Raw genomic sequence first — 16,140 nt, forward strand, 5'->3', positions numbered from 1 at the left:
TTTTATCCCTGTTTTCACTTCGGTCCTAGCACATAATATCGCCATGCAAAATGGGTTTGCCCCAAAATCTTGGGCCAATTGCTAGGTTCACGTCTGTTTGATCTTAATGGCCCGCAGGAATTTCGCTGCGGGTCACGCCTGCACCGGGCAAATAGGCGTTAATTGTTGGATCACAGTCTACCATTTCATAGGCAGATGGGTCCGCAAAGAGTTCACGCAGCAATGCATTCGTCATTGAGTGACCTGCACGCATTCCCGTGTAGCGCCCCAAAATCGGTGCGCCTGCAAGCGATAAATCGCCGAGTGCATCTAACATCTTGTGGCGCACAGCTTCATCCGCGTGACGCAAGCCGCCAGGGCTCAAGATACGAGCCCCATCAACAACAACCGCATTCTCCAGAGTTCCGCCTTTGGCCAGCCCCTGCGCATGCATCGCTTCAACATCGCTATTGCGGCAAAAAGTGCGGCTGTCGCAAAGTTCGCGCACGAAGGTTCCGTTCGCCATGTTCAACGATTTGCTTTGCGTCCCAATGGCCGCATCTTCAAACTCAATGGCGAAATCAATCGACAGGTTTTGCGCTGGTTCAAGCCGTGCCCACCCTGACTCTGTGTTCACTTCGACCGTTTTCAACACACGAAGCGCCCAACCGCTTTCGCTTTGCTCTTGAACGCCTTTCGCAAGCAATCCGCGCACAAATTCAGCCGAACTTCCGTCCATAATTGGCACTTCGGGGCCATCAATCTCGATCAAAGCGTTGGTGATACCGCATCCTGCGAGAGCTGCCATGATGTGCTCGATCGTGGAAACGGAAATTCCATCCGCGTTTTCAATCTTTGTGCAAAGTGGCGTAGGATTCACCGCGTCCCATCGTGCAGGAACAAGTGCATCTCCGCCAACACTGTCCGTACGCAGAAACCAGATGCCGTGATTTACTGTGGCCGCGTTCACAGTCATCACAACTGGGGTACCAGAGTGAAGCCCGACACCGGAAAAGGTCACAGCAGATTTTAGCGTTGTTTGCACAATAGTCCCCAGAGTCGCTTTAACACACACGTATCCCAATACGCCAGTTAACGATCTGGTAACGAGTTGGCAGATTCTCCTCAACTCAATCTTTGTAACGGTCTGAAACATGCAGTTTCAGCCTATCAGCAAGAATCTGCCTACCTCACCACGTGGAGGGCATAACACTTTGTCTCAAAACGAAAAAAGGGCGCTCTAAAGCGCCCTCTTCCTAACAGTATCAAGCAGAATTAGTTTGCTTGACGACGCAAGAATGCTGGAATTTCGATGCGTTCTTGCTCTGGATCACTCTCTGCAACAGGGCGCGGAGCAGGTGCCGCATGGCTTGTTTGCACCGAAGGTTGCGCACGCGGAGCTTGTGCAGGCGCGCCCTCTTGGCCGTGGCCTGTCATACGGTTGATCAGTGAATTGATCCCGAAACGGGGACGTTCAACATCATCCGCAGGTGCTTGTGCGGCAGGCTGTTCCTGAGCCGGCGTGCGCTGAACAGCGGCTTGCAAACGCGCCATTGCTTCTGGAGACGGCGTTCCAAGGCTCGGAGCTTTTGGCGCAACATAGGCGGCTTGCTCTGGCTCTTGCATCGCTTGTGGCTCGAATGCTGGCGGCTGATACGCTGGCGGTGGCAGATCATCTGCGGCCTCGGCACGTGCCGCGCGCTGCTGACCACGATCAGCGATAAAGCTTGGCAATTCAGGCTGGAAGCTCGCAGCTTCTTCCTCTTCAAAAAGGTCTTCGGCTTGTTCTGCCGCTGCCGCGCGTTGTGCATCCATGTCCTCAAACAAGGATGGCTCAGGAGCGGCCTGTGCTTCAACTGGTACAGGGCGTTGCTGCTGAGCAGGCGCAGGTGCGGCTGCGACAGGGGCCTCTTCAACTTGCTTCAAAGGCTGTGCCAAAGAACGACGTGGAACCGGAACTTCTTTTGCAACATCTACCGCGTCGATACCAGTCGCAACAACAGACACGCGCATTCCGCCGTCCAGAACGTTATCCAGCGTAGAACCGACAATGATATTCGCATCTGGATCGACTTCTTCGCGAATGCGGTTCGCAGCTTCGTCGAGTTCGAACAATGTAAGATCGTGGCCGCCTGTGATGTTGATAAGAACACCTTTTGCGCCGCGCAGTGAAATCTCGTCCAGAAGTGGGTTTGCGATGGCTTTTTCTGCCGCTTGAATCGCGCGATCCTCGCCAGCCGCTTCGCCAGTTCCCATCATCGCCTTGCCCATTTCGTCCATTACGGCGCGAACATCAGCAAAGTCGAGATTGATCAAGCCGGGGCGAACCATCAGGTCGGTAACACCCTTAACACCTTGATACAAAACATCATCTGCGAGCGAGAACGCTTCGGTGAACGTGGTTTTTTCATTCGCGAGACGGAACAGGTTCTGGTTTGGAATAATGATCAGCGTGTCCACAACCTTCTGAAGGGCTTCGACACCCTCTTCCGCTTGCTTCATGCGCTTGCCGCCCTCAAACTGGAACGGCTTAGTGACAACACCAACAGTCAGAACACCAAGCTCACGCGCGGCTTGCGCGATAATTGGAGCCGCGCCAGTGCCTGTACCGCCGCCCATACCAGCCGTGATAAAGCACATATGCGCACCAGCGAGATGATCAACGATCTGCTCAATGCTTTCTTCGGCAGCGGCAGCGCCAACAGTTGCACGCGCACCTGCGCCAAGACCTTCGGTGACTTTCACACCCAGCTGAACGCGGCTTTGTGACATGGATTGCTGCAGAGCCTGAGCATCTGTATTCGCAACGACAAAGTCGACACCATCAAGCTCTTTCTCGATCATGTTGTTGACAGCGTTACCGCCTGCGCCACCTACACCGAAAACGGTAATGCGTGGTCGCAAATCTTCTTGTCCGGGCACCGTGAGGTTCAATGTCATGCTCTGTCCGCCTGTGTCTGCCGACCCATTTTCGGGTCATTTTTGTTGCCTGATTGGTACCAGTCTAACCAACCGATTCGCGGACGTCACGCAAAAAAGCAAAAAAACCCACAAAATATGCAGGTTTTTCAGCGGATATTCGCCAAATGTCGGGGCAAATGGGCAGATGTAGCGGTTACCAGTTGTCGCGGAACCATTTTAGCGCACGTTTGAACGAACGGCCTTGAAAGTTTTCAAGTATTTCGAAATCCCACCATTCATCCTGTGGATGCGCAGCAAACAGGCATAGGCCAACGGCGCTTGAAAAGCCCGGACCTGTTGTCGCGCCGGGCAAGCCATTTACGCGCAAGGGGCGACCAAGGCGAACTTGTTGGCCCAGAATTTTACTCGCGAGCCCGTCAAGGCCAGGAATTTGACTGCCGCCACCTGTCAATACGATTTGCTGGCTTGGCAAGTGATCAAAACCCGCCGCATCAAGACGCGCCCGCACATCTTCGAGAATTTCTTCAACGCGAGGCCGCATGATGCCAATCAATTCTGCGCGGCTCACTTGACGTCGATCGTGATCCCAATCACCTGTGTCTCCGCCCATATCGATCATGTCGCGATCATCCATACCCGTCGCAACGACGCCGCCATTCACGGTCTTGATCCGCTCGGCTGTGGTCATGGGGACTTGCAAACCCATTGAAATATCAGAGGTCACGTGATCACCGCCCATACGCACCGCATCGGCGAAGATCATGTGCTTCTTCATGAAAATCGAAACGCTCGTCGCGCCGCCACCCAGATCAATGCAGGCCGCGCCAAGCTCTTGCTCGTCCTCAACTAAGGCCGAAATGCCAGAAACATAGGCGGATGAGGCCACCCCTGCGAGTTCTAGATCACAGCGGCGCACACAATGCGCGAGGTTCTGGATTGCTGCTGCATCGACCGTCAACAAGTGCATGTCAGTGGTCAGTTGATTGCCGATCTGACCGCGCGGATCATTCAAACCAGAGCGATGATCGAGCGCAAAATTCACAGGCTGCGCATGAAGCACTTCGCGCTGAGGACCAAAATCTGGCACATCGCAAGATGACAGCACACGCGCAACGTCCTGCTCAGACACTGTGCTGCCTTCAATTTCAATAGCGCCATCTAACCCGTAGGAGCGAGGCTCGGCACCTGAAAAACACGCGATCACATGATCCACACGGATCTGCGCCATCTTTTGAGCCGACTGAAGTGCCGTGCGAATTGCCCGCTCTGTTTCTGACATTGCGCTGATTTCGCCAAACCGCACACCGCGCGAACGCGTCGTTGCCGCGCCAATGACGCGAAAACCGGTCTGCCCCGCCATCGAGCCAACGCCATCCGTCTCTGCCAATTTGTCCGAGCCATCAAAGCGCAGAATGAGGGCTACAATCTTTGAACTGCCGACATCCAGAATGGCAACAACACCGCGCTGCATCGCAGCTTTCCGCATATTGCGCATTGCGCGTTGTGAGCTGTAGAGATCAGTCATGTTTTAGGGCTTCCACTGCTGTCGTCTTAATGCGCCATAGTTCTTTAACGGCGTTCTCGTTCATTCGAATTGTCGGGCGATGGGCAAGGCGCATATCAACACGCACCAAGTCGCGTTCCAGCACGTCTTGCACTTGATCAAGCGCGATAACGCGCTCTAGCGCCTGCGCTGCGCCCTCTTCGGGCAGCATTATGCGCTGATCACGATCAAGCACGACGTCCCAGCGGCGCGCACCCATGCGCACCAAACCTTTTAGGCGCGCTCCAAGCGGTGCTGCGACTTTCATCAACGCTTGCGCCTCTTTCACCGCAAGATCCGCCCCGTCGCCCGCCAGAATTGGGAGGTTCGGAAAATCAGAGCGCTGGCTGGCAAGTCCAAGGTAAACCCCATCCGCATCAATCCGGAAAAGCCCGTCATGCGAGCGCCAAAGCGCCGCTGTTATGCGCTCATCAACCGATATTTGCAGAACGCCGCCAGGCTGAAGATGCACATCAACCTGTCTCACGGGGTTCAAACCAGCGACAGTTTTTTGGATTTGTGAGAGCTCCAGATCAAAGGAACTTACTGGAAACTTGATCGGAACGATCTCGTGAATGGCGGCTGCGACCTCTTCACTTGCGCCTTGCACATCCATCAGCTTGACCATGAACTCGGGTCGCTCTTCAATGCTTGCGCGCATATCGCTAACGACATCATTTAGCTGCGTGCGCCGCCCTTCGTCGGACAAATAGACCAACCCCAACGAAAAGGTCAGCGCGAAAGGAACTCCGACACGCAGAGAAAATCGAAACATAGGTGTCAGCATCAAACGCTGAAAACGATAAGACCAACGCGACGGCGCTGGATCACGTTTCGCGCGATTAAGGACTCGTGGCCCCTGACCGTTTGATGCTGATGCACTCATCTGTTGCATGTGGCATCCTCAACCATCCAAGCGCAAAACTCGGAGAAACCAATGCCGATGCTTTGGGCTTGCTCAGGTGACAAAGACGTCGATGTCATGCCCGGCTGCGTATTGGTTTCCAGCAGAATAAGCCCGTCCAACCCTCTGGCTTCGTCCCAACGGAAATCTGTACGAGATACGCCGCGGCAGCCCAATGCGTTATGGGCGCGCAGAGCATATTCCATGCAGGCGTCCCAAATCTCTTTCGGCAAATCAGCAGGTACAACGTGACGCGATCCGCCTTCTTTATACTTGGCATCGTAATCGTACCAACCGTCGGTCAGAATATCCGTCACCGTCAACGAGCGATCACCCATAACCGTTGTTGTTAACTCGCGGCCCGGCGCGAAGGCTTCAACCATCACAAATTCTGGCATTGTATCTTCTAGCTGCGGCGGGCCGTTCGCAGCCTCATCCACCAGATAGACCCCAACGGAAGAGCCTTCCGAATTCGGCTTCACCACATAAGGCGCATCCATCACATGGCGCGCTCGCACCTCTGCGGCGGGGGCAATGATACTCTCGACAATTGGCAAGCCAGCTTGACGGAACACCTCCTTGGAGCGCTGCTTGTCCATCGCCAAGGCAGAGGCCAAAACACCGGAATGGGTGTAAGGGATTTGCAACCACTCAAGCAAACCCTGAACGCATCCATCTTCACCAAAACGGCCATGCAACGCGTTAAAGACAACGTCAGGCGCGATCTCGACCAGACGGGCCGCCAAATCAGCGCCCGCATCAATCTCTACAACTTCAAAACCATGTTCCCGAAGTGCTGCGACGCATTCACGCCCTGACGCAAGCGAGACTTCGCGCTCAGCCGAAGGTCCGCCCATCAATACAGCTACCAAACGGGGTTGCCTGCTCGACATTCCCAACTCGTGCCTCAAATACTATTAAGAGCTGCTCGCTCTTTGCCACCGTGTGGGGCCCGTTATCGGGCTCCCTTATTCTTGCGGGACCGGTTCGCCGATCCTCAACACTTCCCAGTGTAACTCTATTGATTGTGTTTGGAAAACCTTTTTTCGCACCATCTCGCCTAAACCCTCAAGATCTGCGGCAGTTGCGCCACCCGTGTTGATCAGAAAGTTCGGATGTTTGGTGCTCATTTGCGCCCCGCCAAGGGTTGCTCCGCGCATGCCGGCCTCGTCAATGACCTTCCACGCCTTCAACTCATGCGTGTCATCCGCCTGCCCTGTTGAAGAAAATCCCGCAGGATTTCGAAAGGTAGAGCCAGCCGTGCGCTCCTTGGTGGGTTGGGTTTCATCCCGCTTCCTAAGCTGCTCTTCCATCTTCGCATGAAGCGCCTCTGGATCGCCGCGCTCGGCGCGCAAGACAACCTCTGTCAACACCCAGCCCTCGGGCAAGTTGCTTTGACGATAGGCAAATTCCAGCTCATCCGCGCTTATTTGCACGGCTTCCCCCGCACGCGTGAGTGCCGTAGCGGAAACGAAATGATCCGCAACGTACGAACCATAACACCCTGCATTCATCCGCACCGCGCCGCCCATCGCGCCGGGGATCGTGCGCAAAAACGTGAGGTCCAGCCCGCCGTCCGCCGCTTTGCGCGCCACATGCGCATCCAAGGCCGCCACCCCGCAGCGCACCAGATCGCCGTCAATCTCAATATAGTTAAACCCGCGCCCCATGCGGATCACAGCGCCCTTGATGCCGCCGTCCCGTACGATCAAGTTCGACCCGACACCCATCGGGAACACAAGGGTGTCTAAAGGCAAGACCTTAAGAAAAGCTTGAAGATCATCGCGATCAGCAGGTTGAAAAAACACCTGCGCAGGCCCACCCACGCGCAACCAAGTGAGATCGGCCAGAGGGCGATCCATCGTAATCTTACCGCGAATATGGGAAAAGTCGGTCATAGGGCTGCTCTGTTTGTTGTTTTTCCCTACTCTAAAGAGGAGACGCCCCAATGAAAAGCACCCCCACGCCCCAACCGCAGCGCGCAAGCGAAGCGCCTACCGCGTGGGGTGGTTTGGACGCTGACCGACTAGTCGGCCATTGCTCTAGAAACCAAGCCAGCGCAACACGGCTTCCATAACTGTTTGGAACTGAGGCGAGGCAACGATCTTCTTGCCAACCCATACAATTTCTTTCGCACCAGAAATCGTCCCACCAACTGCGGCCACGCCGCCTGTAGCGAGCAACCCAAAACGCAAAATGCGACCCGACAAACGATAGCTGGCCACATGCTTTTCTTCTGGATCAGCAACGACGCTTGTCGCTAACTCGGCGTCACGATCCATCAGCCTTGGCAACGCGCCCTCTGAAGCTTCAGCAAGCTCACCAGCAACCGCCAAGACATCACTTCGAACAATCTCCAAAGCGTCGTTGCCAGTTACTGCATTTCGCCGCTTCAAGATTTCCTGTGTCTGGGCGTCATTTCCAAGAATATCTGCGCCAGTCTCACGAATAAGCGTCAGGTACTCTTTGATCTTTTCATCTTTCTCAGAATCCGGCACGACTTCATTTTGAATCAACGTGCCAATTTGTCGGGATGACGAAGCACAGGCATCAAAAAGTTCAACAGCAAGGCTTTCGCTATCCGCCAATGCATCGCGAACAGTTTCTAGCGCTTTTTCCAAAGGCTGGTGCTGATTATCAAGTTCGCCTGAGAATTGATTCAACGCCTTTTGCATTTTCCGGCGTGCGTAGCGCGCCACATCATCAGGAAGATCGGTTTCACCAATTAGGCGCGCTTTTCCAGTGTCTGGAGAAACAATAATTTGCTCCCCGTTTTGCGTCAGTGAACGTCCAGAACTACGCTGCTTCTTCGCAATCAACTCCGCAATATGCGCGGGGCCTTTTGCCCAATCCTCATCAGGAATAACCGCAATCTCAGTCAGCAATGCATCGGGGAGCAGATCGCCTTTGATTGAACGCTCCCACCAGCGCAGCCAGAAATCCCAGATACCCCCATCTTCACTTGGATTTGCACGAACACGCTTCATTTTTTCGTCGAACCACAAAGGGGCCTCTCCTGGCCAAAGCGCTGTGGTCATAACATCTTCACCAGCCTCAAATCTGCCAGCATCGCTTTGGATTTCTTTCCATAGGGCGGCCGCTGCAGCGTCGTCGACGGCGGCGTCGGCGACTCTACTGACTGCATAAGCAGCGGCGTCTGCGAAATCTGGGGCGTAGGTGGCGCCCTCTGCGGCTTCGGTAGCATGAACGGCGGATAAGCCGATATACGAGATGGCGGCTTCGTCGGTCGCATAAGTTGTTGGCGTTCTGTCCTTGGTATAGGCAGTGGTGGCTATGATGTCAGGGGCTGGACTTGTGCAAGCAACTCCTGAGATCAAATTACAGCGCAACAAAGGCAATACTGACGAACCAAGTCTACGTGCCTCAGGTCCAGAAAACCAGTCCCATGCCAATGGAAACACTCGCATAGCGGCGCGGTGGGCGATGCTCACCGAGACCTTGCGCGCGGCATCATCGTCCATACCTTGCGACTTTGGCCATTCGGTCAACCACTCTTTGAGCGTTTCTTCGTGTTTGATATCTTTTGCTGCGATCATCTTTTGCAACTTGGGGGATAGTGACCTGCGTCACAAGGAAATTAACGCATCATTAACTCACGCGGACCTTAACCAATTGTTAACAAACAACAAATGTTTCGCGCGCGAAACAATCAGCCGAAAAAACCCTTCACCCAGCGCGTCAGATAGATCACTGGCCAGCGCAGCACGGACATGGCCGCGATCAGCACTATAAGTGCGATCCAAAACCCGTTCTGCCACCAAACCCAACCGAGTAGCGGCACGCCAATGCCGATCAACACATATGCGTTGCGCCAATGCGCATCCTTTGACGGGAACATGGCGATCACATTGGCGATCACGAGCCAAAGCAGTGCAAGGACCAAAGACAGGCTCATTCGGGAAGCTCGGGACGCTCGCCCTTCACCACCCGCCACAAATAGCGCAGCGGATTGCGGAACATCGACAGGAAGGCAAACATGCCCAAGACAAACCAAATCCAGCCGTGTTGAAAGCCAATAAAGCCCAGCAATAGCGGGGCCAAAAGCAACATGATCCCCGCAGGCCAATACTGACGGCGGATCGGCAGCATGGCCACAACCGCTGCGCAAAGCACGTAGATCGCACCGAACGTAAGTGAAAGACTCATCGCGCGCCCTCTAATCCTTCGCAGAAGGATTTTCTAAGGCAGGATATTCGCAGAATATCCTGCACCGTTATGCCAACCGTGCAGGCAAGGCATTAGCCCAGGCTGAAATCGTACCCGCGCCGAGACAGACAACCATGTCGCCTGATTGTGCCTGCTCCTTAACCAGTTGCAGCAAATCATCCTCTGTCGAAATCGCGCGCGCATGGCGATGGCCATGACGGATCAAACCTGCCACCAGATCATCCCGCGATGCGCCCTCGATAGGGTCTTCACCCGCAGCATAAATATCCGTGATCGCCACGACATCCGCTTCGTTAAAGCAGGCACAAAAGTCCTCAAAATGATGATGCAACCGCGTATAGCGATGCGGCTGGTGCACAGCGATCACCCGCCCCTCGCACGCCTGACGCGCCGCTTTTAATACCGCAGCAATTTCTGTCGGGTGATGCCCGTAATCATCAATAATCGTTACACCATCAACTTCACCCACTTTGGTAAAGCGTCGGTTCACCCCGCCAAATGCGGCAAGAGCTGTACGAATTTCATCGCCCGACATGCCAAGGTGGCGCGACACCGCAATCGCGCTGAGCGCGTTCGAAACATTGTGATCCCCTGGCATCGGCAACGCGCAATCTTCAATGATCTGATCTTCGCTTTGCAGATGCACATCAAAATGCGCAATGCCCGCTTTGTAATGAAGGTTCACAGCACGCACATCGGCTTGGGCGTTAAATCCATATGTAATGACGCGGCGGTCCGTCAGCTTGCCCACAAGGGTTTGCACATCTGAATCGTCCGTGCAGCACACGGCGACACCGTAGAAGGGAATGTTGGAGACAAAATCGAGGAACCCCTTGTGCAGGTTCTCTTCTGTGCCCCAATGCTCCATGTGCTCAGGATCGATGTTCGTCACAATCGCAATGGTCGCAGGCAAACGGTTAAAGGTGCCGTCGCTCTCATCGGCTTCCACAACCATCCACTCGCCCTGCCCCATCCGCGCGTTAGAGCCATACGCATGGATGATGCCGCCATTCACAACCGTTGGATCGAACTTGCCTGCATCCAGCAAAGTCGCAACCATCGTTGTCGTTGTGGTTTTGCCATGCGTTCCCGCGACGGCAATATTAAGCTTGAGGCGCATAAGTTCAGCGAGCATCTCGGCGCGGCGCACCACGGGCAAGCCGCGACGGCGCGCCTCATCAAGCTCGGGATTTCCCGGTTTGATCGCAGAAGAAATCACGACAACTTCGGCGCTCTCAAGGTTCTCAGCCCTTTGGCCAACAAAAACATGCCCGCCCAGTTTTTCCAAACGATCCGTAATCGGCGAGGCTTTCAAGTCAGAGCCTTGCACAACATATCCGTGGTTCAACAAAACCTCCGCAATGCCAGACATGCCGATGCCACCGATCCCAACAAAATGGATTGGACCGACATCGCCAGGTAGCTTCGTTGGAGGGCTCATGGTTTGCGCTGCATTCATTGCCGTGTCTTTCAGTTCGTCTTGACCGCGAGGCTTTCAACCAACGCGACCAGTTGTTGTGTTGCATCTGGTTTGCCACAGCCTAGCGCGGCACTTGCCATCATGTTTGCGCCCTGCTCATTGCCAAGCACCAGCATCAATTGCTCGCTCAAAGCTTCGGGGTTAAAGCTCGCCTCTGGCATTAAAATTGCGCCGCCCGCTTCGACCAATCCACGCGCGTTGGCGCTTTGATGATCACCTGTTGCGGCAGCGTAAGGTACAAGGATCGACGGACGTCCGATGATAGAGATATCGGCGACCGAAGATGCGCCTGCGCGGCTAATTACCAATTGCGCTTCGCTCATTCGGTTCGGCACATCGTGAAAGAAGGGCTGAACATCCGCACTAATGCCGTGTTCGGCATAATATTGTGCAACGCGTTGGCCGTCTTCATCGCGCGCCTGATGGCTAACGCGCAAGTTACGCAGGATTTCCATCGGAAGCGCGGCAATTGCAGGGGGAACCACATCAGACAAAATACGCGCGCCTTGCGAGCCGCCCATCACCAAAAGCGACATCGGATAATCGCCGGGCGGAATGTACCCGGCTCCCGCACGTTCCAGAACAGCGCCGCGCACAGGATTGCCTGTGTGCATGTGATCGGTATTTTCTGGCAGTTCTGTTGGCCAAGTCCCGCACGCGATGCCGTCAACACGCTTGGCAAAAATCTGGTTAACGCGGCCAAGAACGCCGTTTTGTTCATGGATCATCCGCGGGCGGCGCAATATCGTCGCCGCCGCAAGCGCAGGGATAGACGGGTAACCGCCAAAACCGACAACGACATCGGGCTTGTCGCTTAGCATTTTGAAAACAGAACTGATCACACCGCCTGCAATGCGCGGTATGACAGCAAGTTTCGCCAAAAGCCCGCCGCGCGCAAACGTTGCGCTAGCGATTTGTTCAATCTCGACAGTGTGAGGAAAGCCGCTCGTATAGCGCGCACCCCGTGCGTCAGTGCTAAGCTTAACCCGCCACCCCTTGCGCAGCATTGCTTCGGCCAAAGCCTGAGCGGGAAACATATGCCCGCCAGTTCCACCTGCCGCAATTACCAACAGCGGCGCTTTATCACTCATCTTGAACGTCCTCGAAGCAGATCACCAATTTGGCCCTGTGGCCGCGTGCGCGTAAAGGCCAAAAGCATGCCGACTGCAATACCACCCGCGATCAAAGATGAGCCACCGTAACTTACAAACGGCAACGTCATACCCTTGGCAGGCAGCAAACGCACCGCAACGCCCATGTTGATCATCGCTTGCACTGCGAACATGCAGGCTAGACCCGTCCCAGCAAGACGAATGAAAGGATCGCGCTCGCGCATCAGGCGTAGCAAGGAACGCACAATAATACTTGCGTAAACAGCAATTATGCACAGCACGAGGAACAAGCCATATTCCTCTGCGGCAACAGCGATGATGAAATCTGTGTGCGCATCAGGGAGCGACCATTTCACTTCGCCCTCGCCAACCCCAACGCCAAAGAAACCACCCTCTCGAATTGCATTGCTGGCATACCCAAGCTGCGTGGTCGGATCGACGTCTGTAGAAAGGAACCCGTCAATACGGCGCGCGAAGTGCTCGGAGTTGTTATAAGCAACCATACCGCCGGCAACGACGAGCGCCGCCATTGCGACCAAAAGAACCATTGGCGCGCCCGCAACAAAATACATCACTCCCCAGCCAAACAGAACGAGAGAAGCTTGTCCAAAGTCAGGCTGCATCGCGAGAATAAGCACGATCGTCACCGTTAACATGAAAGACCAAAGCCGACCGGGTGGTCCGCCAATCTCTTGTGATGCGGCCATCATCCATGCGGCCACGACGATAAAGCCGGGCTTGAGAAACTCGGACGGCTGGATTGACGCAAAGCCCAAAGAATACCAACGCGTCGCGCCCTTGCCGAAATCCGTTCCGAAAAATGGCAGCAAAACGAGCGCTACAAAAGCGACAAGAAACCCAAGCACGGCAAGACGACGCACAACAATGGGGCTCATCATCGACGTGATAAACATAGCCGTGAGAGCAAGCCCACCAAAGAAGGCTTGCCGCTGAACGTAATGAAAGGGCTCGAAACCGTTCTTAGCGGCAAGCGGTGGGGACGCCGCAAGGCCAAGCAAAATACCGATCCCGAAAAGGATCAGAATGCAGGACATTGACCACTTATCAACTGTACGCCACCATTTCGGCAGCACCGGCTCGCCGTCCCGCACAGGGACGCTGCCATAAACCATTTCCGTCATAGATCACCGCTGATCGTTGCCTCGAACATGTCCTGTTATTCAGGATCTAGGCGAAACATAGCGAATCAGTGATTCGATTTCCAGCATTCTTTCTAAGCCAAGCGGAATGCCGCAGAGCGGCATGCTTATCTGGCATGGGCAAGCCCATGCGATTTGCCTCCGGCGGGGATATTTGTGAGAGAGAGGAAACAAGATTCGAATTAAGGCCTGTGCGATATGGAATTTGACACGGTTATCATTGGCGCTGGCGCTGCCGGTATGATGTGCGCGGCGCATTCAGGTGGACGCACGCTCGTGATTGATCACGCCAAAGCCGCAGGAGAGAAAATTCGCATCTCAGGCGGCGGACGTTGTAATTTCACAAATATGGGCGCAACTTCGGCAAATTTTCTGTCCCAAAATCCGCATTTTTGCAAGTCCGCTCTGAAGCGATACACCCAATGGGACTTTCTTGACTTGGTTTCCAAGTATGGCATTGGGTGGCATGAGAAGACATTAGGGCAACTTTTTTGCGATGATCGCGCCAAGCAGATTGTTGCGATGCTACTTCAAGAAATGAACGAGGCAGGCGCGCAGCTTTGGCTAAAGACCTCAGTGCAGCAAGTTTCGCATGATGGGCAACGCTTTTTGATCGGCGTTGAGCGCGACGGGATGCGCATTGCTCTTCGCGCGCGCAATCTTGTGTTGGCCAGCGGCGGCAAGTCGATCCCCAAAATGGGCGCGAGCGGCTTTGCCTATGATGTGGCTGAACAATTTGGGCTTGGCTTGGTAGAAACGCGGCCCGCCCTCGTTCCATTGACGTTTGCAGATCAACGCTATGCGCCGATCTCCGGGGTTGCGGTGCCTGCACGGGCATCGGCCAATGGCACCGCTTTTGACGAAGCCGTTCTTTTCACCCATCGCGGATTGTCCGGACCTGCAATCTTGCAAGCCTCCTCCTATTGGAAAGAGGGCGATGTGGTCACGCTCAACATTGATCCAGAAAACGGTCTATTCGACCAGATGCGCACGGCACGCGTGGAGCAAGGCAAGCGCGATGTGAGCACCATTTTGACCCAGCATCTGCCGACGCGCCTCGTGCAACATTTGGTTGATGAAATGGGCATCACTGGGCGCATCGGCGATCAATCTGACAAGGCGCTTGAGGCACTCTGCACGCAGCTCAAAAACTGGGAGCAGCGCCCAACTGGAAGCGAAGGGTATCGCACCGCAGAGGTTACGCTTGGCGGCATTGATACAGATGGGATTTCATCCAAAACAATGGAGGCTAAAACCCAAACTGGTCTTTATGTGATAGGTGAAGCAATGGACGTAACCGGTTGGTTAGGCGGATATAATTTTCAGTGGGCTTGGTCCAGCGGATGGGCCGCTGGAACCGCCATTTCCGCAGCGCTTAACGTCTGACGCCAACCGAAGCCCCCGCCGCAACTGGTCGCTCAAGCTTGGCATGCGCCTCTGCAATGCGCAGCAGATTTGCGTCGATCTCTGGGCTTGGATTTGACGGCTTTCGCGTCTCTAGGCTGACATGAATGAGCATATGCTCACTGGTGGCAATCAAGCGCGCGCCTTCATACATTTCATGCCAAAGATGCATCTTCTTGCCCTGCCCCAAAATCACCTGCGTCTTGATTTCAATGCGCGCGCCCGCATGCACCTCGTCGATGTGACGGATATGGGTTTCAGCCGTAAAATAGCTTCCGCCCGTAGCGATATACGCTGCATCACAACCGATCATCTCCATGAAACGGTCAGTGCCATCGCCAAATGCCTGAAGGTAGCGCGCTTCGTTCATATGGCCGTTGTAGTCGGTCCAATCCAGCGGCACGGTGCGGCTGCCTGTTACGATTGGCTGAGAGACATCCACATCTGCGGCGCGCGCATCCATGCCATTGAGCGCCGCGAGCACGCGATCATGGGCTTTGGCCGTCGCGCCTGCCCCCCAATCGCTACCGCGTAATGCGCGAATGGTCCCAACTAGGTTTTTGTCGCGAATGCGCTCAAGATCGCGCGGCGTAAGATCGCCCGATTGTGTGTCACACTGATCTCCGACCATTTCGACAAAATCATCTGTCAGATCAGGCACATCCATCAATTTGGTCCAAGGCCATTTCAGGCAAGGCCCAAACATTGCGAGCATCGCGCGCATACCGCCTTCGCCGCCAGCAAGGTGGAAGGTTTGCATCGTGCCCATCTGCGCCCAACGAAGCCCTGGGCCATAGGCAATGGCAGCGTCTAGTTCTTCGGCGGTTGCCACTTCATCCTTCAACAGCCAAAGCGCCTCGCGCCAGAGCGCTTCCTGCAAGCGGTCGGACAAGAAACCTTCGATTTCGACGCGGCAATGCAGAGGGTGCATACCGATGGAGCTGTAGAGGTCTTTCGCTTGCTCGATAAAGGCAGCGTTGGTTTTCTCGCCTGCAACCAGTTCAACGAGAGGCAGCAAATAAACAGGATTGAACGGATGCGCGACGATAAGACGTTCTGGGTGGGCCAGCTCGCTTTGCAGATCTGTTGGCATGATACCAGATGTCGAAGAGGCGATGATGCCCGTGGTATTCGCAGCTTCGATTTCTGCATAGACGGCATGTTTCACTTCGAGCCGCTCAGGCACGGCTTCAACGATCAAGGCGCAGTCGGTGACCGCCTCGGCAATCGTCTTGCAATGGGTCAAGCCGCCCTCAGGCGGCATCGCAACGTCCGTCAATCCCGGCAGCGCACGGCGCGCGTTTTCGAGAACTGCCTTGGTCTTGCGTTCAGCTTGCGGGTCCAGATCAAAGATCCGCACATCCCATCCGTTGAGCAAGAAACGTGCAGCCCAACCACCGCCAATCACACCGCCGCCGACGATCGCCACCTGTTTATTCATACCTTAA

The 16,140-nt window shown here is 54.9% G+C and carries 14 protein-coding genes; 1 reads left to right on the forward strand and 13 read right to left on the reverse strand.

Annotated features, from left to right (window positions below; translation table 11 throughout):
• Positions 1-103: 103 nt before the first annotated feature.
• From lpxC to ftsW, 12 genes are all read right to left on the reverse strand, one after another.
• On the reverse strand, positions 104-1,024 hold the full coding sequence (gene lpxC, locus ACRBCU_RS10480) for a UDP-3-O-acyl-N-acetylglucosamine deacetylase (protein ID WP_431365330.1): 921 nt from the start codon (positions 1,022-1,024) through the stop codon (positions 104-106).
• A gap of 230 nt (positions 1,025-1,254) precedes the next feature.
• On the reverse strand, positions 1,255-2,919 hold the full coding sequence (gene ftsZ, locus ACRBCU_RS10485; RefSeq protein WP_431365331.1) for a cell division protein FtsZ: 1,665 nt from the start codon (positions 2,917-2,919) through the stop codon (positions 1,255-1,257).
• A 175-nt stretch (positions 2,920-3,094) separates the two neighbouring features.
• On the reverse strand, positions 3,095-4,426 hold the full coding sequence (gene ftsA, locus ACRBCU_RS10490) for a cell division protein FtsA (protein ID WP_431365332.1): 1,332 nt from the start codon (positions 4,424-4,426) through the stop codon (positions 3,095-3,097).
• A complete protein-coding gene (locus tag ACRBCU_RS10495; protein WP_431365333.1) occupies positions 4,419-5,339 on the reverse strand; it encodes a cell division protein FtsQ/DivIB in 921 nt (306 codons plus the stop codon). Before ACRBCU_RS10495 ends, ftsA begins: the two co-directional genes overlap by 8 nt.
• Positions 5,327-6,205 (reverse strand): D-alanine--D-alanine ligase, encoded by an 879-nt coding sequence (locus tag ACRBCU_RS10500; RefSeq protein ID WP_431365432.1) that lies wholly within the window; start codon positions 6,203-6,205, stop codon positions 5,327-5,329. Before ACRBCU_RS10500 ends, ACRBCU_RS10495 begins: the two co-directional genes overlap by 13 nt.
• Before the next feature lie 111 nt (positions 6,206-6,316).
• Positions 6,317-7,246, reverse strand: coding sequence for a UDP-N-acetylmuramate dehydrogenase (gene murB, locus ACRBCU_RS10505; RefSeq protein ID WP_431365334.1), 930 nt, complete (start codon positions 7,244-7,246; stop codon positions 6,317-6,319).
• A gap of 144 nt (positions 7,247-7,390) precedes the next feature.
• Positions 7,391-8,905 carry a hypothetical protein gene (locus tag ACRBCU_RS10510; RefSeq protein WP_431365335.1) on the reverse strand — a complete coding sequence of 505 codons (1,515 nt, stop codon included), beginning with the start codon at positions 8,903-8,905 and terminating at the stop codon, positions 7,391-7,393.
• 113 nt (positions 8,906-9,018) lie between these two features.
• Positions 9,019-9,264 (reverse strand): DUF2484 family protein, encoded by a 246-nt coding sequence (locus ACRBCU_RS10515; RefSeq protein ID WP_431365336.1) that lies wholly within the window; start codon positions 9,262-9,264, stop codon positions 9,019-9,021.
• Positions 9,261-9,515, reverse strand: a complete 255-nt coding sequence (locus tag ACRBCU_RS10520; protein ID WP_431365337.1) for a DUF2484 family protein — start codon at positions 9,513-9,515, stop codon at positions 9,261-9,263. Before ACRBCU_RS10520 ends, ACRBCU_RS10515 begins: the two co-directional genes overlap by 4 nt.
• Positions 9,516-9,582: 67 nt before the next feature.
• Positions 9,583-10,977, reverse strand: coding sequence for a UDP-N-acetylmuramate--L-alanine ligase (gene murC, locus ACRBCU_RS10525; protein WP_431365338.1), 1,395 nt, complete (start codon positions 10,975-10,977; stop codon positions 9,583-9,585).
• A 29-nt stretch (positions 10,978-11,006) separates the two neighbouring features.
• Complete coding sequence (locus ACRBCU_RS10530) at positions 11,007-12,107, reverse strand: UDP-N-acetylglucosamine--N-acetylmuramyl-(pentapeptide) pyrophosphoryl-undecaprenol N-acetylglucosamine transferase (protein WP_431365339.1); 1,101 nt, start codon at positions 12,105-12,107, stop codon at positions 11,007-11,009.
• Positions 12,104-13,270: a putative lipid II flippase FtsW gene (ftsW, locus tag ACRBCU_RS10535; RefSeq protein WP_431365340.1), complete on the reverse strand. Its 1,167-nt coding sequence runs from the start codon at positions 13,268-13,270 to the stop codon at positions 12,104-12,106. Before ftsW ends, ACRBCU_RS10530 begins: the two co-directional genes overlap by 4 nt.
• Positions 13,271-13,486: 216 nt before the next feature.
• Here ftsW and ACRBCU_RS10540 point away from each other — a divergent pair, with 216 nt between their 5' ends.
• Positions 13,487-14,674, forward strand: a complete 1,188-nt coding sequence (locus ACRBCU_RS10540; protein ID WP_431365341.1) for an NAD(P)/FAD-dependent oxidoreductase — start codon at positions 13,487-13,489, stop codon at positions 14,672-14,674.
• Here ACRBCU_RS10540 and ACRBCU_RS10545 read toward each other — a convergent pair.
• Positions 14,664-16,133, reverse strand: coding sequence for a carnitine 3-dehydrogenase (locus ACRBCU_RS10545; RefSeq protein WP_431365342.1), 1,470 nt, complete (start codon positions 16,131-16,133; stop codon positions 14,664-14,666). The genes ACRBCU_RS10540 and ACRBCU_RS10545 overlap by 11 nt on opposite strands.
• Positions 16,134-16,140 lie beyond the last annotated feature (7 nt).

The organism is Planktotalea sp. (assembly GCF_050633725.1).
Classification (GTDB): Bacteria; Pseudomonadota; Alphaproteobacteria; order Rhodobacterales; family Rhodobacteraceae; genus Planktotalea.

Coding starts and splice junctions, on each gene's coding strand:
- ftsZ (WP_431365331.1), bottom strand. CDS start 2,919: ATGACATTGAACCTCACGGTGCCCGGACAAGAAGATTTGCGACCACGC.
- ftsA (WP_431365332.1), bottom strand. CDS start 4,426: ATGACTGATCTCTACAGCTCACAACGCGCAATGCGCAATATGCGGAAA.
- ACRBCU_RS10495 (WP_431365333.1), bottom strand. CDS start 5,339: ATGCAACAGATGAGTGCATCAGCATCAAACGGTCAGGGGCCACGAGTC.
- ACRBCU_RS10500 (WP_431365432.1), bottom strand. CDS start 6,205: ATGGGCGGACCTTCGGCTGAGCGCGAAGTCTCGCTTGCGTCAGGGCGT.
- murB (WP_431365334.1), bottom strand. CDS start 7,246: ATGACCGACTTTTCCCATATTCGCGGTAAGATTACGATGGATCGCCCT.
- ACRBCU_RS10510 (WP_431365335.1), bottom strand. CDS start 8,905: ATGATCGCAGCAAAAGATATCAAACACGAAGAAACGCTCAAAGAGTGG.
- ACRBCU_RS10515 (WP_431365336.1), bottom strand. CDS start 9,264: ATGAGCCTGTCTTTGGTCCTTGCACTGCTTTGGCTCGTGATCGCCAAT.
- ACRBCU_RS10520 (WP_431365337.1), bottom strand. CDS start 9,515: ATGAGTCTTTCACTTACGTTCGGTGCGATCTACGTGCTTTGCGCAGCG.
- murC (WP_431365338.1), bottom strand. CDS start 10,977: ATGAGCCCTCCAACGAAGCTACCTGGCGATGTCGGTCCAATCCATTTT.
- ACRBCU_RS10530 (WP_431365339.1), bottom strand. CDS start 12,107: ATGAGTGATAAAGCGCCGCTGTTGGTAATTGCGGCAGGTGGAACTGGC.
- ftsW (WP_431365340.1), bottom strand. CDS start 13,270: ATGACGGAAATGGTTTATGGCAGCGTCCCTGTGCGGGACGGCGAGCCG.
- ACRBCU_RS10540 (WP_431365341.1), top strand. CDS start 13,487: ATGGAATTTGACACGGTTATCATTGGCGCTGGCGCTGCCGGTATGATG.
- ACRBCU_RS10545 (WP_431365342.1), bottom strand. CDS start 16,133: ATGAATAAACAGGTGGCGATCGTCGGCGGCGGTGTGATTGGCGGTGGT.